23 protein-coding genes are annotated in these 26,695 nt (G+C 72.9%); 15 read left to right on the top strand and 8 right to left on the bottom strand.

The features are described from left to right. The first annotated feature begins 93 nt into the window (after nucleotides 1-93). From dnaJ to ADK60_RS00665, 4 genes are all read left to right on the top strand, one after another. Nucleotides 94-1,248 carry a molecular chaperone DnaJ gene (gene dnaJ, locus ADK60_RS00680; protein ID WP_045938832.1) on the top strand — a complete coding sequence of 385 codons (1,155 nt, stop codon included), beginning with the start codon at nucleotides 94-96 and terminating at the stop codon, nucleotides 1,246-1,248. Nucleotides 1,249-1,255: 7 nt separating this feature from the next. After that, complete coding sequence (locus tag ADK60_RS00675) at nucleotides 1,256-1,768, top strand: heat shock protein transcriptional repressor HspR (protein WP_078896297.1); 513 nt, start codon at nucleotides 1,256-1,258, stop codon at nucleotides 1,766-1,768. A 201-nt stretch (nucleotides 1,769-1,969) separates the two neighbouring features. Continuing rightward, complete coding sequence (locus tag ADK60_RS00670) at nucleotides 1,970-3,001, top strand: TrmB family transcriptional regulator (protein ID WP_052708899.1); 1,032 nt, start codon at nucleotides 1,970-1,972, stop codon at nucleotides 2,999-3,001. A gap of 562 nt (nucleotides 3,002-3,563) precedes the next feature. Then, on the top strand, nucleotides 3,564-4,190 hold the full coding sequence (locus ADK60_RS00665) for a TIR domain-containing protein (protein WP_051740548.1): 627 nt from the start codon (nucleotides 3,564-3,566) through the stop codon (nucleotides 4,188-4,190). 7 nt (nucleotides 4,191-4,197) lie between these two features. On the opposite strand, the gene ADK60_RS00660 is transcribed toward ADK60_RS00665, so the two are convergent. The 3 genes from ADK60_RS00660 to ADK60_RS00650 all read right to left on the bottom strand — a co-directional run bounded on the left by ADK60_RS00660 (nucleotide 4,198) and on the right by ADK60_RS00650 (nucleotide 7,939). Continuing rightward, a complete protein-coding gene (locus ADK60_RS00660) occupies nucleotides 4,198-5,223 on the bottom strand; it encodes a helix-turn-helix transcriptional regulator (protein WP_053642301.1) in 1,026 nt (341 codons plus the stop codon). Continuing rightward, complete coding sequence (locus tag ADK60_RS00655) at nucleotides 5,210-6,232, bottom strand: LuxR C-terminal-related transcriptional regulator (protein WP_053642299.1); 1,023 nt, start codon at nucleotides 6,230-6,232, stop codon at nucleotides 5,210-5,212. The genes ADK60_RS00660 and ADK60_RS00655 overlap by 14 nt, the downstream gene beginning before the upstream one ends. 582 nt (nucleotides 6,233-6,814) lie before the next feature. Next, nucleotides 6,815-7,939: a TDT family transporter gene (locus ADK60_RS00650; protein WP_079007934.1), complete on the bottom strand. Its 1,125-nt coding sequence runs from the start codon at nucleotides 7,937-7,939 to the stop codon at nucleotides 6,815-6,817. Nucleotides 7,940-8,010: 71 nt separating this feature from the next. Here ADK60_RS00650 and ADK60_RS00645 point away from each other — a divergent pair, with 71 nt between their 5' ends. The 8 genes from ADK60_RS00645 to pyrE all read left to right on the top strand — a co-directional run bounded on the left by ADK60_RS00645 (nucleotide 8,011) and on the right by pyrE (nucleotide 18,451). Then, nucleotides 8,011-9,078, top strand: coding sequence for a LysR family transcriptional regulator (locus ADK60_RS00645; protein WP_079007933.1), 1,068 nt, complete (start codon nucleotides 8,011-8,013; stop codon nucleotides 9,076-9,078). Between the two features lie 71 nt (nucleotides 9,079-9,149). After that, nucleotides 9,150-11,756: an ATP-dependent chaperone ClpB gene (gene clpB / locus ADK60_RS00640; RefSeq protein WP_053642297.1), complete on the top strand. Its 2,607-nt coding sequence runs from the start codon at nucleotides 9,150-9,152 to the stop codon at nucleotides 11,754-11,756. A 181-nt stretch (nucleotides 11,757-11,937) separates the two neighbouring features. Next, nucleotides 11,938-12,501, top strand: coding sequence for a type III secretion system chaperone family protein (locus ADK60_RS00635; RefSeq protein ID WP_030392501.1), 564 nt, complete (start codon nucleotides 11,938-11,940; stop codon nucleotides 12,499-12,501). Between the two features lie 142 nt (nucleotides 12,502-12,643). Next, a complete protein-coding gene (locus ADK60_RS00630) occupies nucleotides 12,644-13,834 on the top strand; it encodes a pyridoxal phosphate-dependent aminotransferase (RefSeq protein ID WP_053642295.1) in 1,191 nt (396 codons plus the stop codon). A gap of 444 nt (nucleotides 13,835-14,278) precedes the next feature. Continuing rightward, nucleotides 14,279-14,806, top strand: coding sequence for a DUF2617 family protein (locus tag ADK60_RS00625; protein ID WP_053642292.1), 528 nt, complete (start codon nucleotides 14,279-14,281; stop codon nucleotides 14,804-14,806). A 142-nt stretch (nucleotides 14,807-14,948) separates the two neighbouring features. Next, the gene (locus tag ADK60_RS00620; RefSeq protein WP_353651714.1) at nucleotides 14,949-16,598 is read left to right on the top strand and encodes a spermine/spermidine synthase domain-containing protein; all 1,650 of its coding nucleotides are present in this window, start codon (nucleotides 14,949-14,951) and stop codon (nucleotides 16,596-16,598) included. A gap of 129 nt (nucleotides 16,599-16,727) precedes the next feature. Beyond that, nucleotides 16,728-17,861, top strand: a complete 1,134-nt coding sequence (locus ADK60_RS00615; protein ID WP_159400246.1) for an SRPBCC family protein — start codon at nucleotides 16,728-16,730, stop codon at nucleotides 17,859-17,861. Between the two features lie 53 nt (nucleotides 17,862-17,914). Beyond that, nucleotides 17,915-18,451, top strand: a complete 537-nt coding sequence (gene pyrE / locus ADK60_RS00610; RefSeq protein WP_053642288.1) for an orotate phosphoribosyltransferase — start codon at nucleotides 17,915-17,917, stop codon at nucleotides 18,449-18,451. A 92-nt stretch (nucleotides 18,452-18,543) separates the two neighbouring features. Here the strand turns inward: pyrE and ADK60_RS00605 are convergent, their stop codons facing one another. Then, nucleotides 18,544-19,263, bottom strand: coding sequence for a DedA family protein (locus tag ADK60_RS00605; RefSeq protein ID WP_053642286.1), 720 nt, complete (start codon nucleotides 19,261-19,263; stop codon nucleotides 18,544-18,546). A gap of 364 nt (nucleotides 19,264-19,627) precedes the next feature. Between ADK60_RS00605 and fbaA the strand changes: the two genes are divergently transcribed. The 3 genes from fbaA to ADK60_RS00590 all read left to right on the top strand — a co-directional run bounded on the left by fbaA (nucleotide 19,628) and on the right by ADK60_RS00590 (nucleotide 22,329). Then, nucleotides 19,628-20,656 (top strand): class II fructose-bisphosphate aldolase, encoded by a 1,029-nt coding sequence (fbaA, locus tag ADK60_RS00600; protein ID WP_286163107.1) that lies wholly within the window; start codon nucleotides 19,628-19,630, stop codon nucleotides 20,654-20,656. 56 nt (nucleotides 20,657-20,712) lie between these two features. Further along, nucleotides 20,713-21,126 (top strand): DUF3151 domain-containing protein, encoded by a 414-nt coding sequence (locus ADK60_RS00595; RefSeq protein ID WP_030392493.1) that lies wholly within the window; start codon nucleotides 20,713-20,715, stop codon nucleotides 21,124-21,126. Nucleotides 21,127-21,477: 351 nt separating this feature from the next. Beyond that, nucleotides 21,478-22,329, top strand: coding sequence for a DUF3152 domain-containing protein (locus tag ADK60_RS00590; RefSeq protein WP_053642284.1), 852 nt, complete (start codon nucleotides 21,478-21,480; stop codon nucleotides 22,327-22,329). A gap of 56 nt (nucleotides 22,330-22,385) precedes the next feature. Here the strand turns inward: ADK60_RS00590 and ADK60_RS00585 are convergent, their stop codons facing one another. The 4 genes from ADK60_RS00585 to purS form a co-directional block, all read right to left on the bottom strand. Then, nucleotides 22,386-23,228 carry a sterol carrier family protein gene (locus ADK60_RS00585; RefSeq protein ID WP_053642282.1) on the bottom strand — a complete coding sequence of 281 codons (843 nt, stop codon included), beginning with the start codon at nucleotides 23,226-23,228 and terminating at the stop codon, nucleotides 22,386-22,388. 68 nt (nucleotides 23,229-23,296) lie between these two features. Further along, nucleotides 23,297-25,552, bottom strand: coding sequence for a phosphoribosylformylglycinamidine synthase subunit PurL (purL, locus tag ADK60_RS00580; RefSeq protein ID WP_053642280.1), 2,256 nt, complete (start codon nucleotides 25,550-25,552; stop codon nucleotides 23,297-23,299). Then, nucleotides 25,552-26,229, bottom strand: coding sequence for a phosphoribosylformylglycinamidine synthase subunit PurQ (purQ, locus tag ADK60_RS00575; RefSeq protein WP_045938851.1), 678 nt, complete (start codon nucleotides 26,227-26,229; stop codon nucleotides 25,552-25,554). The genes purL and purQ overlap by 1 nt, the downstream gene beginning before the upstream one ends. After that, nucleotides 26,226-26,486: a phosphoribosylformylglycinamidine synthase subunit PurS gene (purS, locus tag ADK60_RS00570; protein ID WP_078879748.1), complete on the bottom strand. Its 261-nt coding sequence runs from the start codon at nucleotides 26,484-26,486 to the stop codon at nucleotides 26,226-26,228. The genes purQ and purS overlap by 4 nt, the downstream gene beginning before the upstream one ends. Nucleotides 26,487-26,695: the final 209 nt, after the last annotated feature.

The raw sequence follows: 26,695 nt of genomic DNA, 5'->3' as shown, positions 1-26,695 counted from the left end.
CCGCAGCGCGCTGTCGAGGTTCCCCGGCACCACTGGCCGGGTTCCGACCGTTGACAGCACTGTGACGATGGACCTCGGGAGGTGGCGCCGGCCATGAGCGGCAAGGACTACGTGGAGAAGGACTACTACAAGGTCCTCGGCGTGCCGAAGGACGCCAGCGCCACAGAGATCAAGAAGACCTACCGCAAGCTGGCGCGCGAGTTCCACCCCGACGCCAACAAGGGCGACACCAAGGCCGAGGAGCGGTTCAAGGACATCTCCGAGGCGTACGACGTCCTCTCCGACGAGAAGCGCCGCAAGGAGTACGACGAGGCCCGCAGCCTCTTCGCCAACGGCGGCTTCCGGGCCGGCGGCCCCGGTGGCACCGGCAGCTACAGCTTCGACTTCGGCGACCTGTTCAGCGGCAGCCAGGGCGGCGGCGGCAGCGGCGGGATCGGCGACGTCTTCGGCGGCCTCTTCAACCGGGGCGGCCGGCAGGCCCAGCCGCGGCGCGGCTCCGACGTCGAGACCGAGGTGACGCTCTCCTTCGAGGAGGCCGTCGACGGCGCGACCGTCCCGCTGCGGATGACCAGCCAGGCCCCCTGCCGCCTCTGCAACGGCACCGGCGCCAAGTCCGGCACCACCCCGCGGGTCTGCCCGACCTGCGTCGGCTCCGGCACCGTGAGCCGGGGCCAGGGCGCCTTCGCGCTCTCCGAGCCCTGCCGGGACTGCCGCGGCCGCGGCATGATCGTCGACGACCCGTGCACCGACTGCCACGGCAGCGGCCGGGCCAGCTCCGCCCGCACCATGCAGGTCCGGATCCCGGCCGGCGTCCAGGACGCCCAGCGGATCCGGCTCAAGGGCAAGGGCGCCCAGGGCGAGCGCGGCGGCCAGCCCGGCGACCTCTACGTCACCGTGCACGTCGATTCGCACCCCGTCTTCGGGCGCAAGGCCGACAACCTGACCGTGACCGTCCCGGTCACCTTCCCCGAGGCCGCCCTCGGCGGCACCATCGAGGTGCCGACCCTGAACGGCCCGTCGGTGAAGCTCAAGCTGCCCCCGGGCAGTGCCAACGGCCTGACCCTGCGGGCCCGCGGCAAGGGCGCCACCCGCAAGGACGGCACCCGCGGCGACCTGCTGGTCACCGTGGAGGTCGTGGTGCCCCAGACCGTCACCGGCGACGCGCTGACCGCACTGGAGCAGTACCGCGAGGCGACCGCCTCCGACGACCCACGAGCCGCCCTGTTCAGAGCGGCGAAGGGAGCGTGACGACCAGATGATCCCCGACGAACCCATCGGACCCGGCCTCGGTGACGGCCTGCCCGGTGGCGGCGCCCGCCGCACCACGCGCCGGAGCGCCCCGCAGCCCCAGTACGTGCTCACCGAGGAGACCCCGGTCTACGTGATCTCGGTGGCCGCCGAGCTCTCCGGTCTGCACCCGCAGACCCTCCGCCAGTACGACCGGCTCGGCCTGGTCTGCCCCGACCGCACCGCCGGCCGGGGCCGCCGCTACTCCGCGCGCGACATCCAGCAGTTGCGCGAGGTCCAGCGGCTCTCCCAGGACGAGGGCATCAACCTGGCCGGCATCAAGCGGATCATCGAGCTGGAGAACCAGGTCACCGCCCTCCAGTCCCGCATCGCCGAACTGGCCGACGCCCTGGAGGGCGCGGCCACCGCGCTCCAGCAGCGCGAGGCCACCATCCACGCCTCCTACCGCCGCGACCTGGTCCCCTACCAGCCGCCCACCCCGCACTCCAGCGCCCTCGTGGTCTGGCGCCCCAAGCGCTGACCCCTCGCACGACGGCCGCCCGCCGCCGGTTTCCCTCTGGTCGGGGGGTGCCGGCGGCGCGGCGTTTGGTGAGAGAGTGCTCGATGCGGGCAACAGCAGATCGAAAACACCGATGCCGGCCCTCGAAGGCTCTGTCCAAGATCCCCGTCGAAGTCGGAGCCCCGGCTTCACACAGCCCTATCCGACACCAGGGAGCCGCAGATGAGCGAGACGGCCGATCCCGGACTCACCTCAGGCGGTCTCGGCGTCCTTTCGGATAATGCCCGCAAGCTGTATCTCGACATCCTGCACACCCACGGTCGCCTGCTGCCCGAAAACCGGGATGCCACCGACGCCGAGTACCTTCAGGAGCTTCTCGACATCGGCCTGCTGGTACCGGACACGGACGATCCGAACGTCCTCGTGGCCGTGGACCCCCAGCAGCTTTCGTCCGGGCTCATCGCTTCCTGGCAGCGCAAGGCCCTCGACCTGCTCTCCCGGGCCGAGGCACTGCCGATCGACCTGAAGGACCTGACCGAGGCTTTCCACACGCCGAAGCAGACCGGCGGCAGCATCGAGTACGTGCGCGGAAAAGTGCTGATCAACCAACGGCTGGGCCAGCTGACCACCAGCTGCACCGAGGAGTTCCTGGCCGCGCAGCCGGGCGGTCCTCGCCCGCCGGAGGCCCTTGCCAGCAGTCGGGACCGGGATCTGGCCCTCCTCCAGAGAGGCGCCACGTTCCGGACGATCTACCACCCGAGCACCCGCTACCACCCGGCCACCAGGGACTACGTCCTGGCGATCACGGACGCGGGCGGGCAGGTCCGCACGCTGGACGAGCCGTACACGCGACTCATCGTCGTCGATCGGCGTACCGCCATCATTCCTGTCGCCGACGACCTGAATGTGGCCGCGTTCATTCACGACAGGGCGATCATCAGCTACCTGGTCTCCGAGATCTTCGAGCGCAACTGGAACCGCGCACTCGAATTCGACGGCGCCCGGGCGGTACCCCAGGAAGTCATCTCACGCCTGCGACAGACGATCATCGATCTGCTGCTGAAGGGCACCAGTCATCGCGTCATAGCCAGAAGCCTCGGTATCAGCGAACGCACCCTGGCACGTCACATAGCGGACATGCGTGAGGACTACAAGGTCGATTCACTGTTCCAGCTCGGATACGTGCTGGCCCGGAACCCCCAGCACGGTCACCCCGAGAGCCGACCGGACGGGCTGGACGAGGCGACCGACTGACCCGACGAGCCCTCCGACGGAGCGGCTCAGGTCCAGTTGCTGTCGCTGTCCGTCAGTGCAACCGTCCGCAGCTCCGAGGACGCGGGGCTGTGCGACGCGGGCCGGTGGCCGGAAGCTGCCGAGACAATCTGGCTGCTCGCGGTCAATACTGCTACAACGGCAGCGATCGAAGCCGCCACAATGCGAACGTGCCGGCGCAGGCGAAGCATGCGATCACGCCTTCCTGAGTAGTCGCAGGGTATCGAGCAATGGGAACAGCTGAGCAATCGACCACATAATGCCCCAGCTCGAACGCGCGCGCCACATCCCCCCTTCACAGAAGTGCGTCATCTCCATGCCAGGCAGTCAGATGACACCTCCAAGCAGTGGACTCGGCCGCCCCGAACGATGGACGATCAGTTCGCTCCCGATGGTCCCGGCAAGCTCACCACACTTGCCGATGTACCTTCAATTCACCATTCGGCCCCGCACCTCGAGCGGAGACCGCAGCCACGCCGATCGGAACCCCTGACCCAACCCTGCCGGACCTGGTGAACCCGATCAGCCACTCCCCGGAGTCGACATGACTGAGCCCTACCTGCGTCACCACGACAGCCAGGCCCACGAGGGTCGGCGTGCACGAGTCTTCCTGGCCGCGCCGCTGATGCGGCTGACCGGGCCGGCGGACAGTGTGGTGACGCTCGCCAGCCGGACGCGGCTGACGACCCTCCGCACCACCCTTCTTCGCAGTGGCGCCGCCGTCTACAGCGCCCACCACAGCGACGCCTGGACCGTGGCCGGCCGCGCCCCCGAGCCGCGGGTGCCGTCGGACTTCCGCGCGCTGCAGTCCGCGGACCTGGTCTTCGCCTACGTCGGCGCGCCGCTCTCCGCCGGCGTCAGCCTGGAGCTGGGCTGGGCGTCCGCGCTGCGCAAGCCGATCGTCCTGCTGGTGGACGAAGCCATCACCCACAACCCGCTGATCGCCACCATCGAGCAGGTCGCCCCCGTCCTGCCGCTGGTCTTCGACGACACCTGGTCCCAGGAGGCGCTCCACCACACGGTGGAGACCGCCCTCGACTGGGCCGGCATGGCGCTCTCCCTGCGCGAGGGCTTCTGGACCGCCCCCGGCGAGCAGTTCACCGTCCCCCGGCAGCAGCCCCCGGCCGTCGGCCCGACCGGCTACTGGCCCACCGGCGCGGCCACCGGCTGACCGCGGGTCAGGCACCGGACTCCCCCGTCCGGGCTCCCCGCATCTGCCAGCCGAGCTGGAACAGCGTCTCGGCGTCGTACAGCTCCCGCAGCCGGGCGATGTGCGCCGCCACCGTCCGCTCGCTCAGTCCCAGCCGCGAGGCGATCGCCCGCTGGGTGAGGCCCTGGGCGAGCAGGCGGCCGACCTGGTCCTGCGCCGAGTTCGCGCTCTCGGCCGAACCAGCCGAGAGCGCGGCCCAGTTGACGCCCTCGGCCTGCTGCCAGTGCTGCTCGAACACGTCGACCAGGAACGCCACCGTGGCGGGATCCTCCACGACGGCCGCACTGGAGTTGTCCGCCGCCGCGGGGATGACCGCCACCAGCCGGTCGAAGACCAGCATCCGCTTGAACGGCACGGCCGGCACCCGTACCGCGCAGCCGAGCCGGGTGGCCTCGGCCGCGTAGTCGACCGTCGGGCCGTCCAGGCGGGCCGCCGGTTCGTACAGGGTCCGCATCGAACCACCGCGCTCGAGGTAGCGGCGGGCGCGGTCGAGCGAGTCGGGCAGCAGGGCGACCGGCCGGGCGCCGCCTGGCTGGGCGGTCAGACCCTCGTTCCGGTACTCCTGGGAGAACCGTTCGATCTCGTGCCGGATCTCCTCCATGTCCGTCAGGTAGCGGACGCCGACCGGCCGGTCGCTCCGGCACGGCGCCGCGTCGTAGGCCCGGGTGAGACCGCCCATCAGCTCCGGCAGCCGTTCCGCCTCGGCCATCAGCCGGGCTCCCGTCGAGCGGACCCCCGCACCGATGCGGTCCACGACCGCCCGCGGGTCGACCGCGCTGTAGGAGGCGTCCAGCACCTGCGGCACCAGCAACCCCAGCTCGACCAGGCGTTCCAGCGGAACGGCGTCCCGGGCGTCGACGTCGGCGGCCCGGATCCGGCCACTCTCGTGCAGCACGGACAGGTACAGCTCCTGCGCGGCCTCGTCCGGCAGCGCCGCGCTCAGCATCTCCGAGGGGGTGCGCAGGGCCGGGGCGGCCGGGTCATCCGTCGTCACGGCCGCCCCGCATCAGCCAGCCGAGCTGGAAGAGGGTCTGGGCGCCGTAGCGGTCGCGCAGCCGGGAGATGTGGGCGGCGACGGTGCGTTCGCTGAGGCCGAGGCGGGTGGCGACGGCGCGTTGGGTGAGACCGCGGGCGAGCAGGCGGCCGACCCGTTCGGGGGCGCCCTGGGCGGCGCTCCGGCCGGGCGCGGTGGAGCGGCCGATGGCGTCGGCGCGGCACCAGTCGCGCTCGAAGGCGTTGACGATGAAGGCGATCCCGGCCGGGTCGGTGATGAACGCGGCAGTGCTGTGGTCGTCCGAGGCGGAGATCACGGCGACCGAGCGGTCGAAGATCATCAGCCGCTGGATGGGCTCGTCCAGGATCCGGATCAGCGAGCCGCGCCGGGTGACCTCCTCGGCGTAGGCGAGGGCGGGCGGTTCGGACATCGCGACCGGCTGGTAGATGGTGCGCAGCGAGCAGCCGCGCCGGAGCAGTTGGACGTCCTGCTGGATCGCGATCTTGAGCGCATCGGCCGGGCGGGGCCCCGGCTGGGCGGTGAGGACCTCGGTACGGCAGTCGGAGACCAGCTGCGAGATCCGGTGCCGGATGTGGATGTGGCCCTCGATGTAGACGGCCCCGCCGGAGCGCTCGGGCGGGCGGGGCATCGCGTCGTAGGCGCGGGTGAGGGCGTCCAGGGCGCCGGGGAGGTTCTCGGCGCGGACCAGCAACCGGGTGGCCTCGCTGCGGAGTTCGGCGCCGAGGCGGTCGCTGACCGAGCGGGGGCTCACGGCGGTGTAGCAGGCGTCCATCGGGTTGGGCATCAGCAGGCCGATGGAGACCAGCCGGCGGACGGCCTCGCGGTCGGCCTCGGGGACGTCGGCGAAGCGGATGCGGCCGCCGTCGGCGAGGATCGCCAGGTAGAGGCCGCGGGCGGTCTCGTCGGGTTCGCCGGTGACCGCGGCGGCGCCGGTCGCGCCCTCGTCGCCCGGGGTGTCCTTCGGATCCGCCGTCGCTCCGAACGTCACGTCGAACGCTCCCTGCCGGGTTCTCTCGGGGTGTGGTGCTCCTCGCGCGCCGCGCGGTGGCCGGCGGCCCTCACGCTACTGGGGACCGACGGGCCCCCGGACCTCGGGTGCCGTCGCACACGGGTCCGGGGAGCCGTCGGTCTACGCCGTGGTCCCAGTGCTTCCGGCGAGGCGGAGCAGCAACGCCTCGCCGGCTCCGGTCCCGGGGGCCATCACCACACATGGCGTCCCGGCCGGCGCTCTCCCCCCCGATATGCAGGCACGTGCGGACGTGCCGGTCGCATCCAGTAATGAAGAGCAAGTCACCGTCATCGGGCTGCGGTTGCCCGGACGACCTGGCGTGACTCCACCCTCACAGCGTGACGGCCGGTGAACAAGTGCCGCCCTGCTGCATGTTCTCGCAATTGCAGAAACCTGCAGCACCGGACCGGTCCGGACCGCCGCGCGCCGCTGCCGATTCCTGCGAAAGCCCAGGTCAGTGCGGTACGGCGGAAGTTTTCCGACCGTCCGTCCGTTCGGTGACGGACGCGCGGAGTCCGGAAAACCGGACGCGGGGGCGGCCGGCGCCGGTCCCGGCGGGCCTCAGCGGGCCAGCAGCCGTCCGCCGGCCAGCGCGGCGGCCGTGCCGCCGGCCGCGAGCGCCCAGCCCACCAGCAGCAGCGCGAACAGGCCGACGGCGAGCCCGGTGAACCCGGCGAAGCCGGTGTGCCGGGCCAGCGCGGCCGCCCCGGTGACGCAGGTGCCGATCGGGAAGGTGAACGCCCACCAGGTCATCCCGAACCCCATCCCGGCCCGCCGGGCGCGCAGATTGGCGGCGAGGGCGAGCAGCAGCCACAGCATCGCGACGCCGAGCACGGCCACGCCGTACAGCTCGGCGAGCGGGAGCGCGACCGGGGCCAGCCGGGGGAGGACCGGGCCGGCGGCGTCGGCGAGCTGGTGGACGGCGGTGGTGGACTGGCCGAGCGGGCCGAGCACCAGGAACAGGGTCGGGGTGAGCGCCAGGGCGGACAGCTTGCTGTGCACCAGGCCGGTGAGCACCACCGGCAGCAGGGCCAGGGTGGCCAGCAGGCCGATCCCGAACAGCGTCGCGCAGCCGTACAGCAGGGTCTCCCGGGCGCCGCCGGCGGGCAGGTGCGGGACGAGCGCCGGGCCGGCGGCGGAGGCGACCAGCGGGGCGACCACGGGCAGCAGCCAGGTCGGGTTGGCCCCGAGCGGGGAGACCTTGTGCCGGGTGATCATCAGATAGGGGATGCCGACCGCGACGGCCAGCGCGTACACCGTGCCCGCCGTCCACAGCACCAGGTCGATCGCGACGGCCGGGCCGGTGCCGATGACCCGGGAGCCGACGGTCAGGGTGCCGAGGCCGACCGAGAGCAGCGCCATCGGCGGACAGCCGTAGAAGACGGCGGTGGCCGGGTTCTCCAGCAGGTGCTCCCTGGCGGCCTCGCGGTGCCGGGTGAGGTGGACCGCGCGGGCGGTGCCGAGCAGCAGCAGAGCGGCCAGTCCGAGCGCCCACACCACCTCGGCGAACCCCAGCAGGCCGCGCCACCGGACCGGGAGGGCGGCCGCGCCGTTCGCCACGATCGCCGTCCCCATGACCACCGCGTACCAGTTCGGGGTGAGCTGGGAGAGGTCGAGGCGGCGGGCCCGCGCGGAGAGGCGGGCCCGGGCGGACAAGGGGGGAGCGGCGCTGAGCAGGGTGACCATGCCATCAACCGTCCCCCGGGACGGCGGCCGCCGGTAGCGCCGCCCGCTCTATGAGGGCATAGCCTGAATCTATGCCCCTCTCCCCGCGCGTCCCCGAAATCGGTGCCCTGGAGCTGCTGCTCGCGGTGGCCCGGCTCGGCAGTGTCGGCCGGGCGGCCGCCGAGATCGGGGTGAGCCAGCCGACCGCCAGCGCCCGGATCAAGGGCATGGAGCGGCAGATCGGCGTCCCGCTGCTGGAGCGCTCCCCGCGCGGCTCCCGGCCCACCGAGGCGGGCCGGCTGGTGGTCGAGTGGGCCCGGCAGGTGGTGGAGGCGGCGCAGGCGCTGGACGCCGGGATCGACGCGCTGCGCGAGCGCCGGGACGCCCGGCTGACCGTGGTGGCCAGCCTGACCGTCGCCGAGTACCTGATGCCGGGCTGGCTGCTGGCGCTGCACGCGACCAACCCGGGGACGGCCGTGACGCTGCGCACCGCCAACTCGGCGGACGTGGCCGGGCACGTGCTGTCCGGGGACGCCGACCTGGGCTTCGTCGAGGGGCCGCTGCCGCCGGCCGGCCTGGCCGGCGCGGTGGTGGCGGCGGACCGGCTGGTGGTCGTGGTGGCGCCGGACCATCCGTGGGCGCGGCGGCGTTCGCCGCTGTCCGGGGCGGAGCTCTCGGCGACCCCGCTGGTGCTGCGCGAGCCGGGCTCGGGGACCAGGGAGGTGCTGGAGATGGCACTGGCCCCGTACGGCGGCGCCGCGCCGCCGCGGCTGGAGCTGGCCTCGTCGACGGCGCTCAAGGCGGCGGCGATGACCGGCGCCGGGCCGGTCTGCCTGAGCGAGCTGGCGGTGGTGGAGGAGCTGGCGACCCGGCGGCTGGTGGCGGTGCGGCTGGCGGAGGAGCTGGACCTGCGGCGACCGCTGCGGGCGGTCTGGCCGTCCGGGCAGCGGCCGACCGGCCCGGCCCGGGACCTGCTGGCGCTGACCCGGCGGACGGCGGGCACGCACCAGGCGAGGATGGCCCAGGCCCGGACCCTCCCGCCGAGGACGGCGGCCCGGCCGGCCACCGGGACGGGCGCGGCCGCCGGCGCCACCGGGGCGGCCGCGCGGAGCGAGCGGCCCGTTCTGCGGGCCCGCCCCGATCGTTCACGCAAAAGTTGAGCGGAATAGACTCAACTTAGTGCATGCTGTAGAGAGCAGACATCAGCTCGACGAGGGAGGACCCCCCAGCAGTGGACGCCAGCAAGTTCACCACCAAGACGCAGGATGCCCTGTCCGCCGCGATCCGGCAGGCGGGTGCGGCCGGCAACCCGGACGTCAAGCCGGTGCACATCCTGATCGCCCTGCTGGAACAGCCCGAGGGCATCGCCAGGCCGCTGCTGGAGGCGGTCGGCGCGGACGTGTCCGCGATCGACGCCGACGCCCGCCGGCAGCTGGCCGGGCTGCCCAGCGCCTCGGGCTCCACCGTCGCCGCGCCACAGCTGGCCCGCGACACGATGGCCGTGCTGACCGAGGCCGGCAAGCGCGCCGACGACCTCGACGACCAGTACGTCTCCACCGAGCACCTGCTGGTCGGCCTGGCCGCCGAGGGCGGGGCGGTCGCCGAGCAGCTGGTGCGGCAGGGCGCCACCGCCAAGGCGCTGCTGGCCGCGTTCAAGGACGTCCGCGGCAGCGCCCGGGTCACCTCGCCGGACCCCGAGGGCACCTACAAGGCCCTGGAGAAGTACGGCACCGACCTCACCCAGGCCGCCCGGGACGGCAAGCTCGACCCGGTGATCGGCCGGGACCAGGAGATCCGCCGGGTGGTCCAGGTGCTCTCCCGCCGAACCAAGAACAACCCGGTGCTGATCGGCGAGCCCGGCGTCGGCAAGACGGCCGTGGTCGAGGGCCTGGCCCAGCGCATCGTGGCCGGCGACGTGCCGGAGTCGCTGCGCGGCAAGCGGCTGGTCGCCCTGGACCTCAGCGCGATGGTGGCCGGCGCCAAGTACCGGGGCGAGTTCGAGGAGCGGCTGAAGGCCGTCCTCAACGACATCAAGCAGAGCAACGGCCAGGTCGTCACCTTCATCGACGAGCTGCACACCATGGTCGGCGCGGGCGCCGGCGGCGACTCCGCGATGGACGCCGGCAACATGCTCAAGCCGATGCTGGCCCGCGGCGAGCTGCGGATGGTCGGCGCCACCACCCTGGACGAGTACCGCGAGCGGATCGAGAAGGACCCGGCCCTGGAGCGCCGCTTCCAGCAGGTGCTGGTCGGCGAGCCGAACGTCGAGGACTCGATCGCCATCCTGCGCGGCCTCAAGGGCCGCTACGAGGCGCACCACAAGGTGCAGATCTCGGACGCCGCGCTGGTCGCCGCGGCCACCCTCTCGCACCGGTACATCACCTCCCGCTTCCTGCCGGACAAGGCGATCGACCTGGTAGACGAGGCGGCCTCCCGGCTGCGGATGGAGATCGACTCCTCGCCGGTCGAGATCGACGAACTCCAGCGCGCCGTCGACCGGTTGCGGATGGAGGAGCTGGCCCTGGAGAAGGAGTCGGACCCGGCCTCGGTCGACCGGCTGGCCAAGCTCCGCCGCGATCTCGCCGACAAGAACGAGCAGTTGAGCGTGCTCACGGCCCGGTGGGAGCAGGAGAAGAAGAGCCTGAACCGGGTCGGCGAGCTCAAGGAGCGGCTGGACGATCTGCACGGTGCGCTCGAACGCGCCCAGCGGGACGGCGACTTCGAGCGCGCGTCGAAGCTGATGTACGCCGAGATCCCGGCCGCCGAGAAGGAGCTCGCGGACGCCCAGGAGCGCGCCGCCGGCGAGGACACCTCCGCCTCCATGGTCAAGGAGGAGGTCGGCCCGGACGACGTGGCCGATGTGGTGGCGTCCTGGACGGGCATCCCGGCCGGCCGGCTGATGGAGGGCGAGAGCTCCAAACTCCTGCGCATGGAGGAGGAGTTGGGCCGACGCCTGATCGGCCAGCCGGAGGCCGTGCAGGCCGTGTCGGACGCCGTGCGGCGCACCCGCTCCGGCATCGCCGACCCGGACCGCCCGACCGGCTCCTTCCTCTTCCTCGGCCCCACCGGCGTCGGCAAGACCGAACTCGCCAAGGCCCTGGCCGACTTCCTCTTCGACGACCAGCGGGCGATGGTCCGCATCGACATGAGCGAGTACGGCGAGAAGCACTCCGTCTCCCGCCTGGTCGGCGCCCCGCCCGGGTACGTCGGCTACGAGGAGGGCGGCCAGCTCACCGAGGCGGTCCGCCGCCGCCCGTACAGCGTGGTGCTGCTGGACGAGGTGGAGAAGGCCCACCCCGAGGTCTTCGACGTGCTGCTCCAGGTGCTCGACGACGGCCGGCTCACCGACGGCCAGGGCCGCACGGTGGACTTCCGCAACGCGATCCTGATCCTCACCTCCAACCTGGGCAGCCAGTTCCTGGTGGACCCGACCACCCCGGACGAGCGGAAGAAGGACCTCGTCCTGGAGTCGGTGCGGGCCGCCTTCAAGCCGGAGTTCCTCAACCGGCTGGACGACATCGTGGTCTTCGACCCGCTCGGCACCGCCGAGCTGACCCGGATCGTCGACCTCCAGGTGGCCCGGCTCGCCGACCGGCTGCGCGACCGCCGGCTCGACCTGGAGGTCTCCCCCGCCGCCCGGGACTGGCTGGCGCTCACCGGCTACGACCCGGCGTACGGCGCCCGGCCGCTGCGCCGGCTGGTGCAGTCCGCGATCGGCGACCAGCTGGCCCGGGCGATCCTGGCGGGCGAGGTGCACGACGGCGACACGGTGCTGGTCGAGCGGGACGAGACCGGCGACCGCCTCACCGTCCGTGCCCGCGGACCACTGGAGAAATGACCTCCGGGACGGGCCTGCCGGGCCCGCCGCGCCCCCGGATCACCCGGGGGCGCACCGTGATCCGGCCATGCCACCCCGGCTTGCCGGCACCTCTGTGAGGTGGGCCCCGGATGAGGCAGGATGGACTCGGAAGGGCGGCCTCTCATTGCCGACCACCATGTGCACTGAGGAAGAGGACCCCATGAGCATCGACCCGTCGTCCATCCCGTCCTTCGGCGCGCCGCAGGGCGGTCAGCCCGGCGGTCAGGGCGGCCGACCGGCCGGCCCGCCGCCGATCATCGTCCCGGACCAGGCCCTGGTGGGCCAGCTGCTCGACCAGATGCAGCTCAAGCACGTGGTCGACGAGGAGGGTGACCTCACCGCTCCCTGGGAGGGCTTCCGCGTCTACTACATGTTCCGCGGCGAGCAGAAGGAGCTCTTCGCGGTTCGGGCGTTCTACGACCGCGCGTACCCGCTGGAGAAGAAGGGCGAGATCCTCGACCTGATCGACGAGTGGAACCGGGAGACCCTGTGGCCCAAGGTCTACACCCACACCCACGAGGACGGCGTGGTGCGGCTGATCGGTGAGGCCCAGATGATCGTCGGCACCGGCGTCAACCTGGACTACTTCGTCACCACCACCGCCAACTGGACCCAGGCCGCGGTCGGCTTCGAGCAGTGGATCGTCGAGCGCCTGGGCCTTCAGGACGAGATCGAGGGCGAGGGCGGCGAGGACAAGCCGTCCGACGGCGCCGACGAGAACTGAGCCCGCGGGGAACCCCCGTGCACGGCCCGCCACCGACGCCCGGTGGCGGGCCGTCCTTGTCCCCGGGGCCCCTCGGGCCCCAGGATGGGCCCGACCGGGCCCCAGGACTGGCCCGGCCGCCGCCGAGGTGCGAGGAGCCGTGATGGGTGCGAGGCCGCTGCTGAACCGTCGTCTGGACGGGCTCGGTACGACGATCTTCGCGGAGATGTCCGCACTGGCCACCGCCACCGGCTCGATCAACCTCGGCCAGGGGTTCCCCGACACCGACGGCCCGGAGGAGGTCCGCGAGGCCGCCGTCCGGGCCCTGCGCGAGGGGCGCGGCAACCAGTACCCGCCCGGCCCGGGCGTCCCCGAGCTGCGGACCGCGATCTCGGCGCACCAGCGGCGCCGCTACGGCCTCGACTACGACCCGGACACCGAGGTGCTGGTCACCGCCGGCGCCACCGAGGCCATCGCCGCCACCCTGCTCGCCCTGCTGGAGCCCGGTGACGAGGTCATCGCCCTCGAACCGTTCTACGACTCCTACAGCGCCTGCATCGCGATGGCCGGCGCGACCCGGGTCCCGCTCACCCTGCGTGCCCCCGACTTCCGCCCCGACCTGGACCGGCTGCGCTCGCTGGTCACCCCCCGTACCCGGCTGCTGCTGCTCAACTCGCCGCACAACCCGACCGGTCTGGTCCTCTCCCCCGACGAGCTCACCGCCATCGCCGAACTCGCCGTCGAGCGCGATCTCCTGGTGGTCACCGACGAGGTCTACGAGCACCTGGTGTTCGAGGGCGCCCACCACCCGATCGCCGCCCTGCCCGGCATGCGCGAGCGCACCGTCTCGATCTCCTCGGCCGGCAAGACCTTCTCCTTCACCGGCTGGAAGGTCGGCTGGGTGACCGGCACGCCCGAGCTGGTCGCCGCCGTCCGCACCGCCAAGCAGTACCTCACCTATGTCAGCGCCGGACCGTTCCAGTACGCCGTCGCCGAGGCCCTCGCCCTCCCCGACAGCTACTTCGACGGCTTCCGCGCCGATCTGCTGCACAAGCGCGACCTGCTCGCGGACGGCCTCGCCGCGGCCGGATTCCGGGTCTTCCGCCCCGGGGGCACCTACTTCGTCACCACCGACATCACCCCGCTGGGCGAGCAGGACGGCATCGAGTTCTGCCGCACCCTGCCCGAACGCTGCGGAGTCGTGGCCATCCCCAACGCCGTCTTCTACGACGACGCCGACGCCGGCCGCCCGCTGGTCCGCTTCACCTTCTGCAAGCGGGTGGACGTCCTGGAGGAGGCGGTCGACCGACTGACCCGGCTCCGTCCCGTCGACCGGACCTCTCGCACGTCCTGACGATTCGTCAATTCTCCCGATGGGCAGCGGCTTTGCTGCCTGTCGGGCAATCCTTCGTGCCTGCGCGGCAGGGTTTCGCCGGGGTCCGGTGCCGTGCGCCCGGCGCATCCGGGGCGAGGGCGCACGCGTAGTGCGAACGGCGTGCGAGCCGCGCACACGGCGTGCGGGCCGGGGCGAAAGGCGCGCGCGGTGCACAGTCGCACACCGGGTCGATCAGAGCAGCTAAGCCGATGTGCTCGAAACGGTGAATGCTTGACAAAGTTGGGTAAATCACCGACGGACCCGGCGTATTCGTGCTTCTCTGCTGCTGAATCTCCAGCCGGAATCCTTCCTTCCACGGTCGGCCGCGCCCTGGACCGCACAGCCACGAACAGCCCCGCCTTGACCCGGGCCCACTCGCTGCTGCTCGGAGGGCGCGCACGGAGCTGAAACGCGGAGCCGAGCATGCTCACCACTTTGCAGACCTCCTACACGGACACCCGCGCGGGTGACCTGGCCTGGTGCCTGGGCGGCGAGCCGCTGCCCGCCCTCGCGGTCCGCGACCTGAGACTCGACGGCCCCGGCCACCCCGGCCCGTCCGGCACCCTCCAGCTGCGCCTGCTGGGCGCCTCCCACCAGGTGGTGATCGCCGCCGGACCCGGCCACTGCCTGGAGACCGTCGCCTGCCTGCCCGGCCGCCGGACGCCGCTGCCGGCCCGGGTGGCCAAGCAGGTCGACGGCTGGGAGTACGAGTTCGCGGCCCGGATCGAGGCCCTCCCGCCGCACGACTTCGCCGCCCGCGCGCAGGAGTTGCTCGCCCTGGTCGAGGGCCACCCGCGCGGCCTGGCCGGCGTCTTCCCCGGCGACCCCAGCGCCTTCACCGCGCTGGTCACCCAGGGCGGGGTGGACCGCCTGCTCTGGCGCACCTGGCACGCCTATCCGCAGGAAGGCCGGCTGGTCTGCACCCGCTCCTCGCTGGTGGTCGCGCGATGAGCGACACCGACCCCGCCGAGCCGTCCATAGCCCCGGCCGTGCGCCTTCATTCGTACGCAGGAACGATTCGTCAACCTGCGATACCACCCTGTCCGTCGAATGGGCGCAGCCGTCCGTCCCGAACGTCGCCTAGCGTTTGTTCGTGATCAATCATCCGGTCGGTCCGCCCCCCGCACAGCCGGGCCTCGACCTCGACGAAGGCAGCCCACCCCGGCCCGGGCGGAGCCTGACCTCCCTGCCCGCCCGCCGTCGGTCCCGCTTGCGTGCCCGCCCCAAGCTCGCCCGGCTGGTGGTGCTGCTCGCCGCGTTCGTCTGCGCGGCCTGCGGACTCGTCTACGAGCTGGAACTCGTGGCCCTCGGCGACTATCTGCTCGGGGACTCGGTCACCCAAACCTCGGTCGTGCTCTCCGTCATGGTGTTCGCGATGGGCCTCGGCTCGCTGCTCGCCAAACGCTTCACCCGCCGGCCCGCCACCGCCTTCGCCCTGGTCGAGTGCGCCCTCGCCCTCACCGGCGGCCTGTCGGTGCTGGCGCTCTACTCCTGCTGGGCCTGGATCGGCCGCTACCAGGCCGCGATGGTCGGCCTGACCTGCCTCATCGGCGTCCTCATCGGCGCCGAGATCCCGCTGCTGATGACCCTGATCCAGCGGATCCGCCGCGAGGACGCCGGCCGCGCCGCCGCCGACCTCTTCGCCGCCGACTACGTGGGCGCGCTGATCGGCGGCCTCGCCTTCCCGTTCCTCATCCTGCCCGTCCTCGGCCCCGGCAGCGGCGCGCTGGTCACCGGTGCGGTCAACGCCGTCGCCGGGGGCGGCCTGGTGCTCTGGCTCTTCCGCGAGGAACCCGACCCCCGGGCCCGGCGGCTGCTCCTGGGCGGCTGCGCACTCGTCCTCGCCCTGCTCGCCTCGGCCGCCCTGTGGTCCGGCGCGGTCGAGCGGGCGGCCCGGCAGGCCCTGTACGGCGGGCAGATCCGCTCCGTCAGCCAGAGCCGCGACCAGGAGGTCGTGCTCACCGGCCCGGCCGAGGGCCCGCTGCGGCTGTACGTCGACGGCCGGCTCGCGGTCTGCGGACCGGACGCCTACCGGGGCGACGAGGCCCTCGTCCACCCGGCCATGGCCGCCGGACCGGACGGACGGGTGCTGCTGCTCGGCGGCGGGGACGGGCTCGCGCTCCGGGAGGTGCTGCGGCACAGCGGCGTCCGCTCGGTGCTGGTGGTCGACCCGGACCCGGTGCTCCCCCGGCTCGCCCGCACCGACCCGGGGCTCGCCGCGCTCTCCGACCGGTCCCTGGACGACCCCCGGGTGCGCACCGCCGAGGCCGACCCGCTGGACTGGCTGCGCGGTGTCCGGCCCTCGCCCGGCCAGTCCTTCGACGTGGTCCTCGCCGACCTGCCCGCCCCCGCCGACGGCGGGCCGGTGAAGTTCCACTCCCAGGAGTTCTACGGCCTCACCACCCGGCTGCTCGCCCCGGGCGGCCGGCTCGCCGTGCGCGGCGGCGAGGAGCAGCACGGGCGGCAGGGGCTGTGGCAGGTGGAGTCCGGGCTGCGGGCGGCCGGGCTGCGGACCGTCCCGTACGCCGTCGCGGGCAGCGCGACGGCCAGTTGCCGCCCCGGGCCGGAGAGCAGCCAGAGCTTCCTGCTCGCCGCGGCCGCCCAGCCGCCGCTCACCCTCTCCCCCGACGCCCCGCCGCCCCGCGCCCTCACCTCGGACGGCCTGCGCGCCTCCGCCGCCCGGCTCACCGCCCTGCGGCCGCTCCGCCCGCCCGCCGCCCTCACCCTGCTCGGCCCGCACTGACCCGGATCCGCCGCCCCGCCGGCCCCCGCCGGTCGGGGGCCGGCGGCCGGGCGGCGAGCGCACGAGCCACAGCGACAGGTAGGGGACAGGGCGGGGCCGGGCGCGGGTTCGGTCGGTAGGCTCCGTGACATGGAGCATGAGGTTGTCGTCCCGATGCCGGCCGGGCAGGTCCGGCAGGCCCTGCAGGATCCGGCGCTGCTGGCGCGTTCCGTGCCGGGGCTGAGCACCGAACCGGCCGCCGTCGGCAGTGGCCCGGCGGAGGAGATCGGGGGGCGGCTGAAGCTGCGGATCGGCACCTCCACCATCACCTACAAGGGCGTGCTCTCACTGATCGAGGGCCGCGAGGGCGTGCTGACCGCGTTCGCCGAGGGCCAGGAGGCGCGCGGCAGCGGCGAGGCGACCGCCACCGTCCGGATCAGCGTCGCCGAGGGCGCCGAGGAGGGCACCGCGGTGGTGCGCTTCACCGGTGACCTGAGTGCCACCGGGCGGCTGACCGAGTTCGACGGCGAGACGCTCGACGCGGCCGGCCGTCGGCTGCTGGACCGTTTCGCCACCGCCCTGACCTCGCCGGAGGGCACCACCGCGACCGGGGCGGACACCGAGGGCGAGGGCGAGGGCGAGGCGGAGGTCGTCACCGGGACCGACGCGGACGCCGCCGAGGTGACCGAGGACGCCGAGGAGACCCAGCACGCCGAGGAGTCCGGCGACACCGAGGACTCCGCGAGGGTGGTGTTCCTGGAGAACCGCCACGAGGCCCTCGACGAGGACCGCGAGGACGAGCCCGGCGACGACCTCGACGACGACCTCTCCGACCTCATCGCCTTCTCCGACGCCGACGCGGAGCGCTTCGGCCTCCCGCTCGGCGACCCGGACGAGGCCGACGACGTCGACGAGCCGGCCGCCGGCGAGGCCGGGGCCGACGCTCCCGCCGCCGGGATCGAGCGCGAGGTCTCCGCCGAGCTCCCCGCCGAGCCGCCCTTCGGCTACGAGCCGGAGCCGGTGCTCGGCGGCCCGGTCCGCCGCAGCATCGTCGGCCGCTCCGCCGAGGAGGTCGACCACGCCCCGCCGCGCGGCCCGTACGCCCCCGCCCTGCCGGCCCGCAGCGCCCGCGCCCGGGCGGCCTCCCGCTGGGGCGGCGACGCCGGCGGCATCGTGGTGCCCGGAGCGGGCGGCCGCAGCACGGTGCCGTGGATGATCGGCGGCGGGGTGGCCCTGCTGGGCGGCACCGTCGTACTGGTCAGGGCGCTGCGCCGCCGCCGCTGACCGGCCACCCGCCGACCGGCCCCGGGCCGGGGCAGGCCCTAGACTGAACGTCCATGAGCAACGACCGCGACGCCCTGCTGGCACAGATCAAGAACAAGGCCGTCGTCCACGGCAAGGTGACCCTTTCCTCCGGCAAGGAGGCCGACTACTACGTCGACCTGCGCCGGATCACGCTGGACGGCCAGGCCGCTCCGCTGGTCGGCCGGGTGATGCTGGACGCCACCGCGCACCTGGAGTACGACGCCGTGGGCGGGCTGACCCTGGGCGCCGACCCGGTCGCCGCCGCGATGCTGCACGCGGCCGCCGCGCGCGGCCGTGAGCTGGACGCCTTCGTGGTCCGCAAGGCCGGCAAGGCGCACGGCCTGCAGCGCCGGATCGAGGGCCCGGAGGTCAAGGGCCGCCGGGTGCTGGCCGTCGAGGACACCTCCACCACCGGTGGCTCGGTGCTGACCGCCGTCGAGGCCCTGCGCGAGGCGGGCGCCGAGGTGGTCGGCGTCGCGGTGATCGTCGAGCGTGGCGGCGCCGCCGCGGTCGAGGCCGAGGGCCTGCCCTACGTCACCGCGTACACCCTGGACGACCTGGGCCTCTGAGCCCCGACTCCCCGCACCACCGAACGGCCGGGGCCCGGTGCTGTTTCACGTGAAACAGCACCGGGCCCCGGCCGTTGTGCTCGGTGGAAGGCTCAGTCGCGCCGGTGCCGGCCGCCGCCGGCCTGGACGGTGTCGGCGTTCTCGGCCTCGGGGCCGGCGGCCTTCTTCTTCCGGCGCTCGCGGAGCACCTCGACCAGCATCGGCGAGATGGAGAGCAGCACGATCAGCAGCACGGCCGGGATCAGGTACTTGTCGATCACCGGGGCGAGCGCGTCACCGAAGAAGTAGCCGATCAGCAGCATCGACTCGGTCCACAGCACGCCGCCGACGACGTTCCAGAGGAAGAAGGTCCTGGCCGGCATCTCCAGCGTGCCCGCGACCGGGTTGAGGAAGGTCCGGACGATCGGCATGAAACGGGCGAGCACGACGGCCTTGCCGGGGCCGAAGCGGTTGAAGTACTCCTCGGCCTTCTGCACGTACTCGCGCTTGAAGATCTTCGAATCGGGCTTGTCGAACATCTTCGGTCCGACCTTCACCCCGATCTGGTGCCCGAGCTGGGCTCCGGCGATCGCCGCGATCGGCGCCCCGATCAGCAGGGTCGCGATCGGCAGTCGGTGGCCCTCGCCGAGGACCGACGAGGCGGCGCTCGAGGCGGCGACACCCGCGATGATGAGCAGCGAGTCACCCGGGAAGAAGAACCCGACCAGCAGGCCGGTCTCCGCGAAGATGATCGCGATCAGCCCGATCGCACCGAGGGACGAGATCAGTGATTTGGCGTCGAGCAGATTGACGGCCAGCTGGTTGTAGTCCACGGCCGCAGGATAGCGGGCCCGTCTTTGTTCGAGCCTCGCCCCAGGGGGTCGGTGGGTGCTCATCCTTTCGTCGCACGTCACCGCCGCACCCGGGACACGGCCTCGGGAAGGGCGGGCCGCCGGGGCGGCCGTCCCGACTGGCGGGCCGCATGGTGGAGGCGGTGGGCATTCTGGGAAGATGGCACCGGCGACCGGCCCGCGGTGGCGAACACCCTCATCGCCCCTCCGCGGCCGCTGCCTCTAACCTCGGTACCGGTCAAGCCGCACCGCAGAGCCGCGCACCGGCCCCGGTACCCCGGAGTCGTCACCAGGCGTACACAGCGTCGGACAGCACCGTCCGTACGCCGCACACCGACAGGAGCGGATTCGCATGCCCATCGCAACTCCCGAGATCTACAACGAGATGCTGGACCGGGCCAAGGCGGGCAAGTTCGCCTACCCGGCGATCAACGTGACCTCCTCGCAGACCCTGCACGCCGCGCTGCGCGGCTTCGCCGAGGCCGAGAGCGACGGCATCATCCAGATCTCGACCGGCGGCGCGGAGTTCCTGGGCGGCCAGCACAACAAGGACATGGTGACCGGCGCCGTCGCGCTCGCCGAGTTCGCGCACATCGTCGCCGCCAAGTACGACATCACCGTCGCGCTGCACACCGACCACTGCCCGAAGGACAAGCTGGACGGCTACGTCCGCCCGCTGCTGGCGATCTCCGCCGAGCGCGTGGCCAAGGGCCAGAACCCGCTCTTCCAGTCGCACATGTGGGACGGCTCCGCCGAGACCCTGAGCGACAACCTGGCCATCGCCCAGGAGCTGCTCGCCCAGGCCGCCGCCGCCAAGATCATCCTCGAGGTCGAGATCACCCCGACCGGTGGCGAGGAGGACGGCGTCACCCACGAGATCAACGACGAGCTGTACACCACCGTCAACGACGCCGTCCGCACCGCCGAGGCCCTGGGCCTGGGCGAGAAGGGCCGCTACCTGCTGGCCGCCTCCTTCGGCAATGTGCACGGCGTCTACAAGCCGGGCAACGTCGTGCTGAAGCCGGAGCTGCTGCGCGAGCTCCAGGACGCGATCGGCAAGCAGTACAGCAAGAACGACCCGTTCGACTTCGTCTTCCACGGCGGCTCCGGCTCGACCGCCGAGGAGATCGCCACCGCGCTGGAGAACGGCGTCGTGAAGATGAACCTGGACACCGACACCCAGTACGCCTTCACCCGCCCCGTCGTGGCGCACATGTTCCAGAACTACGACGGTGTGCTGAAGGTCGACGGCGAGGTCGGCCGGAAGAACACCTACGACCCGCGCACCTGGGGCAAGCTCGCCGAGGCCGGCATGGCCTCGCGCGTGCTGGAGGCCGCCCAGCAGCTGCGTTCGGCGGGCAACCGCCTGAAGTAGCGGCCCCTGCCCCCAGTGGTCCTGCGTCCATGCCCCCCGGTGGTTCACTGGGGGGCATGAGCATTCACGAGAACCTCCTCGGGGGTCCCGCCCCGACGCACCTGCCCGCCGAACCCGGCCCGCTGGAGCTGCTGGCCGGCGGCGCCTCCCCGGCCGAGGTGGCGGCGAAGTTCCCGACCTCCTCGTTGGCCTGGGCCCAGCTCGCCGACGACGCCTTCGCGGCCGGCCGGGTCGTGGAGTCCTACGCCTACGCCCGCACCGGCTACCACCGCGGCCTGGACGCGCTGCGCCGCAGCGGCTGGAAGGGCCACGGCCCGGTGCCGTGGGAGCACGAGCCGAACCGCGGCTTCCTGCGGGCGCTGCACGCGCTCGGCCGGGCCGCCGCCGCGATCGAGGAGAAGGAGGAGGCGGAGCGCTGCGCGCAGTTCCTCCGGGACAGCTCGCCGACCGCCGCCGCGACCCTGGGCTGACACCCGGACGGCCGGTGCCCGGCCCGCCCGCGACCCGCCGCCCCCGGTGCCCGACAGGGCACCGGGGGCGGTTTTTGTCCGTTCTGTGCCTACCTCGTACATGGACATTCACCGGTCCGCCATGCCAGGGTGGGCGGGCCAGGGGGGCGCGCACGTCAGTTCGAGGTTTCGCGGCCCCACGGGTCGACAGAAAGCCCCAGCGTGCCCGCAAGCAGTCCCGCCCGCCGTTCCCGTACCGCCGCACACCCCGGGGGACGCCCAGCGCGCCGCGCGGGCGGATCCGGCGGTCGGCCCCGCGGCGGGGCGGGCTCCCGCCGTCGACGCCCGCCCCGCCGCCGGCTCGGGCCCGGCATGCTCACCGCGCTGGTCGCCGCGGTGCTGATCCTCGGCGGCACCCTGTTCGTCCTGAACCGCCCCGACGCGCTGCCCGGCGCCGACCGGACCGCCCAGGCCAGGGTCGCCCCGCCGGACGGCACCGCCGCCGCCCCGGCCGCTCCCGCCGGCCCGGTGCCCTCGGCGCCGCAGTCCGGGCCCCCGGCCTCCGCCGCCCCGGCACCGGCCGCGCCCAGCGCTCCGGTCACGCCCACCGCACCGCCCGCACCCACCGCCGCCCCGCAGCCGGGCGGCCCGGAGACCCCGCCGGCCAAGGGCGCCGGCACCTTCACCGTCGCCCAGGGCTCCGCCGACCCGGTCGGCCGGGGCACCGTCCGCCGCTACCGGGTCGAGGTCGAGGACGGCATCGGCATCGACCCGACGGCCTCCGCCACCCAGATCCAGGGCATCCTCGCCGACAAGCGCGGCTGGACCAACGACCGCAAGAACGGCTTCCAGCTGGTTTCCACCGGTGCCTACGACTTCACCGTGAAGATCGCCTCCGCCGCCACTGTGGACCGGATCTGCGGCGCGGCCGGTCTGGACACCCACGGCGAGGTGAACTGCAACGTCGGCAACCAGGTGGTGGTCAACGTCAAGCGCTGGACCATCGGCTCGCCCCAGTTCAGCGGTCCGATCGACGAGTACCGGGCCCTGGTGATCAACCACGAGGTCGGCCACCGGATCGGCCACGGCCACGAGGGCTGCCCCGGCCCCGGCAAGCCGGCGCCCGCGATGATGCAGCAGATCTACGGTCTCAAGGGCTGTACGGCCAACGCCTGGCCGTACAGCGCCGACGGCGGCTATCTGAGCGGTCCCTCGGTCCCCTGAGGCCCGGCGGGAACGCCCGGCCGGAGCGGGCGGCCCGGCCGGAGCCGGAGCCGCTCTCAGCCCAGCAACGGCAGGTGGGCCCGCAGATCGCTGCGCTCGCCACTGGCCGACAGCGCGGCGGAGTCGACCGCGTCCGCCCAGTCGGCACGGCCGGTGGCCAGCCGGATCCAGGTCAGCGGATCGGTCTCGACCACGTTCGGCGGGGTGCCCCGGGTGTGCCTCGGCCCCTCGACGGCCTGCACCACCGCGTACGGGGGCACCCGGAGTTCCACCGCGCCACCGGGCACCAGCTCGGCGAAGGCGTCGGCGAGCATCCTGGTGACGGCGGCCACCGCCTGCCGGTCGTGCGGGAAGGTGTCGGGGCCGAGCACGTCGGGGCCGAGCGCGTCGGCCAGGTCGTCGGCGTGCACGACGGTCTCGACCAGCCGGGTCACCAGGAACTCGGTGAGCGCCATCGAGCCGAGCCGGATCTCGAAGCGTCGGGCCGGATCGGCCGCCTCCGGCCGGGCCAGGACGCCGAGCAGCGCGTCGGCGGCACCGTCGAAGGCCGCCGCCACCGAGGCCGGGTCACCGTCGAACCCGTCCGCCGCCCGCGCCCTGGCCTGGTCGTCGAGCAGCGGGGCGAGGGCACCGACCCGCTCCACCCACCGCGGCAGGTCCAGCGGCGGCCGGCCCTCCGCCGGATCGTCGAGGTGCGCCGGCAGCCACTCGATCTGGACGGCCAGGTGTGCCAGCAGTTCGCGCACCCGCCACTCCCCCAGCCTGGTCGGCCGGGCCAGCCACTCCTCGGCGTCGGGGCGTTCGCACAGCCGCCGGACGGCGTCGCGCAGCGCGCCGGTCTGCGCCGCGAGCGCGGCGGCCACCCTGGCGGGCTGGTAGGTACGGGACTTGGGAGGCATGGCCCCCAACATACGCCCACGGGCGGACGGTTCTCGCGAACCGTCCGCCCGTGGAAGAGGGGACCGACTCAGGCCAGCAGGGCCTCGATGACGCCGGTGTGGGCGTCCTTCAGCTCCGCCAGCGGGACGGTGAACTGCCCCTGGACGTCCAGGGAGTCGCCGTCCACCACACCGATGCGGACGGCCGGCAGGCCCCGCGCGGTGCACATGTCGTTGAACCGGAGCTCCTCGCTGCGCGGCACGGCCACGACGGCGCGGCCGGCCGACTCGGAGAACAGGAACACGAACGGGTCCATGCCCTCGGGCACGACGATCCGGGCACCCCGGCCGCCCTTGAGGCAGCTCTCCACCAGCGCCTGGCCCAGGCCGCCGTCGGAGAGGTCGTGCGCGGCGTCGACCATGCCGTCCCGGGAGCCGGCGATCAGGATCTCGCCGAGCAGCCGCTCGCGCTCCAGGTCGACCTTGGGCGGCAGGCCGCCCAGGTGGTCGTGGACCGCCTGCGACCAGGCCGAGCCGCCCAGCTCGTCCTCGGTGTCGCCGAGCAGGTAGAGCAGCTGCCCCTCCTCGGCGAACGCCATCGGAGTGCGGCGGGTGACGTCGTCGATGACGCCGAGCACCGCGACCACGGGGGTCGGGTGGATGGCGACCTCGCCGGTCTGGTTGTACAGCGAGACGTTGCCGCCGGTCACCGGGGTGCCCAGGGTCAGGCAGGCGTCGGCGAGACCGCGGGTGGCCTCGGCGAACTGCCACATCACGTCCGGGTCCTCGGGGGAGCCGAAGTTGAGGCAGTCCGAGACGGCGAGCGGCTTGGCACCGCCGGCCGCGACGTTGCGGTACGCCTCGGCGAGGGCCAGCTGGGCACCGGTGTACGGGTCCAGCTTGGTGTAGCGGCCGTTGCCGTCGGTGGCGACCGAGACGCCGAGGTTGGTCTCGTCGTCGATCCGGATCATGCCCGAGTCCTCGCCGTGCGAGAGCACGGTGTTGCCGAGCACGTACCGGTCGTACTGGTCCGTGATCCAGGACTTGGAGGCCTGGTTCGGGTGCGAGGCGAGCTTCAGCAGGTCGGCCCTGAGGCCCTCGCCGGTGGTCGGGCGGGCCAGCCGCTCGGCCGTCGGGGCGTCGGCCTGCAGCGCGTCCTGCCAGCTCGGGCGGGCGTAAGGGCGCTGGTAGGTCGGGCCCTCGTGGGCGACGGTACGCGGGGGCACGTCCACCACGAGCTCGCCGTGCCAGAAGATCTCCAGCCGCTCGCCGTCGGTGACCTCACCGATGACGTTGGCGATGACGTCCCACTTCTCGCAGATCTCCAGGAAGCGGTCGATCTTGTCCGGCTCGACGATCGCGCACATGCGCTCCTGCGACTCGCTCATGAGGATCTCCTCGGGCGAGAGCGTGTGGTCGCGCAGGTGCACCGTGTCGAGGTCGATCCGCATGCCGCCGGAGCCGGCCGAGGCCAGCTCGGAGGTGGCGCAGGACAGCCCGGCGCCGCCGAGGTCCTGGATGCCCTTGACCAGCTTCTCCCGGAAGATCTCCAGGGTGCACTCGATCAGGAGCTTCTCCTGGAACGGGTCGCCGACCTGGACCGCCGGGCGCTTGGCCGGCTTGGTGTCGTCGAAGGTCTCGGAGGCGAGCACCGAGACGCCGCCGATGCCGTCGCCACCGGTGCGGGCGCCGTACAGGACGACCTTGTTGCCGGCGCCGGAGGCCTGCGCGAGGTGGATGTCCTCGTGCTTCATGACACCCACGCAGAGCGCGTTGACCAGCGGGTTGCCCTGGTAGCAGGAGTCGAAGACGACCTCGCCGCCGATGTTCGGCAGGCCCAGGCAGTTGCCGTAGCCGCCGATGCCCGCGACGATCCCGGGCAGCACGCGCCGGGTGTCCGGGTGGTCGGCCGCGCCGAACCGCAGCGGGTCCATCACGGCGACCGGGCGGGCGCCCATCGCCAGGATGTCGCGGACGATGCCGCCGATGCCGGTGGCCGCGCCCTGGTAGGGCTCGATGTACGACGGGTGGTTGTGCGACTCGACCTTGAAGGTGACCGCGTAACCCTGGCCGACGTCGACCACACCGGCGTTCTCGCCGATGCCGACGAGCATGGCGTCCGTCTCGGGCTTCTTGTCGCCGAACTGCTTCAGGTGGACCTTGGAGCTCTTGTACGAACAGTGCTCCGACCACATGACCGAGTACATGGCGAGTTCCGCGCCGGTCGGGCGGCGGCCGAGGATCTCCCGGATCCGGGCGTACTCGTCCTGCTTGAGGCCGAGCTCGGCCCAGGGCTGGGCGGCGTCCGGGGTCTGCTCGGCGTTCTTGACGGTGTCGAGGCTCATCAGGCGTTCACCAGCTGCTTCAGTACGGAAGTGAAGAAGCCCAGGCCCTCGGTGGTGGGACCGGTGAGCGGCTCCACGGCGTGCTCGGGGTGCGGCATCAGACCGACGACATTGCCGGCGGCGTTGGTGATGCCGGCGATGTCACGGTACGAACCGTTGGGGTTGACGTCGAGGTAACGGGCGACCACCCGGCCCTCGGCCTCCAACTCGTCCAGGACCCGCTCGTCGGCGACGAAGCGGCCCTCGCCGTTCTTCAGCGGCACGACGATTTCCTGCCCGGGGGTGTAATCCCGGGTCCAGGCGGTGCCGTTGTTCTCGATCCGCAGCTTCTGGTCGCGGCAGACGAAGTGCAGCGAGTCGTTGCGGGTGAGCGCGCCGGGCAGCAGGTGGGATTCGCACAGCACCTGGAAGCCGTTGCAGATACCGAGAACGGGCATTCCCTGCCGGGCCTGCTCGATGACGGTCTCCATCACCGGCGAGAACCGGGAGATCGCACCGCAGCGCAGATAGTCGCCGTAACTGAATCCGCCCGGCAGGACGACGGCGTCGACCTGGTGGAGATCCTTGTCACGGTGCCAGAGGGCGACCGGCTCGGCGCCGGCCAGGCGGACCGCGCGCCGGGCGTCGCGGTCGTCGAGGGAGCCGGGGAAAGTGACGACGCCGACGCGGGTGGTCACTTGCCGTCCTCCTCGACGCGGACGGTGAAGTCCTCGATCACGGTGTTGGCGAGAAAGGTCTCGGCGGCTTCGCGGATACGGGCGAGCGCGGCGTCGTCGACCGGGCCCTCCAGCTCCAGCTCGAAACGCTTGCCCTGGCGGACGTCGGAGATCCCGGTGAATCCGAGACGGGGCAGCGCGCGCTGCACCGCCTGTCCCTGGGGGTCGAGGATCTCCGGCTTGAGCATGACGTCGACTACGACGCGTGCCACTGGCACTCCCGGTGGTGTCTTCGTGAGGCGGGGGAACTCCAGACTACCGGGGGTTTCGAGCGTGTTTGCTGGCCGGGGATGGTGACGCGCGTAGACCGACGACCCTTACGCCACAAGGGCTCCACCCGCCCGCCACCCCCCGCCGGGTGCCCCTTTTCGCCGGATTCCGGAACCCCCGCGAGAACCACCGAAGAGCACCCGAATACCGGCACTCC

The sequence above is a fragment of the Streptomyces sp. XY431 genome, from assembly GCF_001279805.1.
Taxonomy (GTDB): domain Bacteria; phylum Actinomycetota; class Actinomycetes; order Streptomycetales; family Streptomycetaceae; genus Kitasatospora; species Kitasatospora purpeofusca.
Note: the sequence above shows the minus strand (reverse complement) of the source record. Positions and strands in the feature narration are given on the sequence as shown.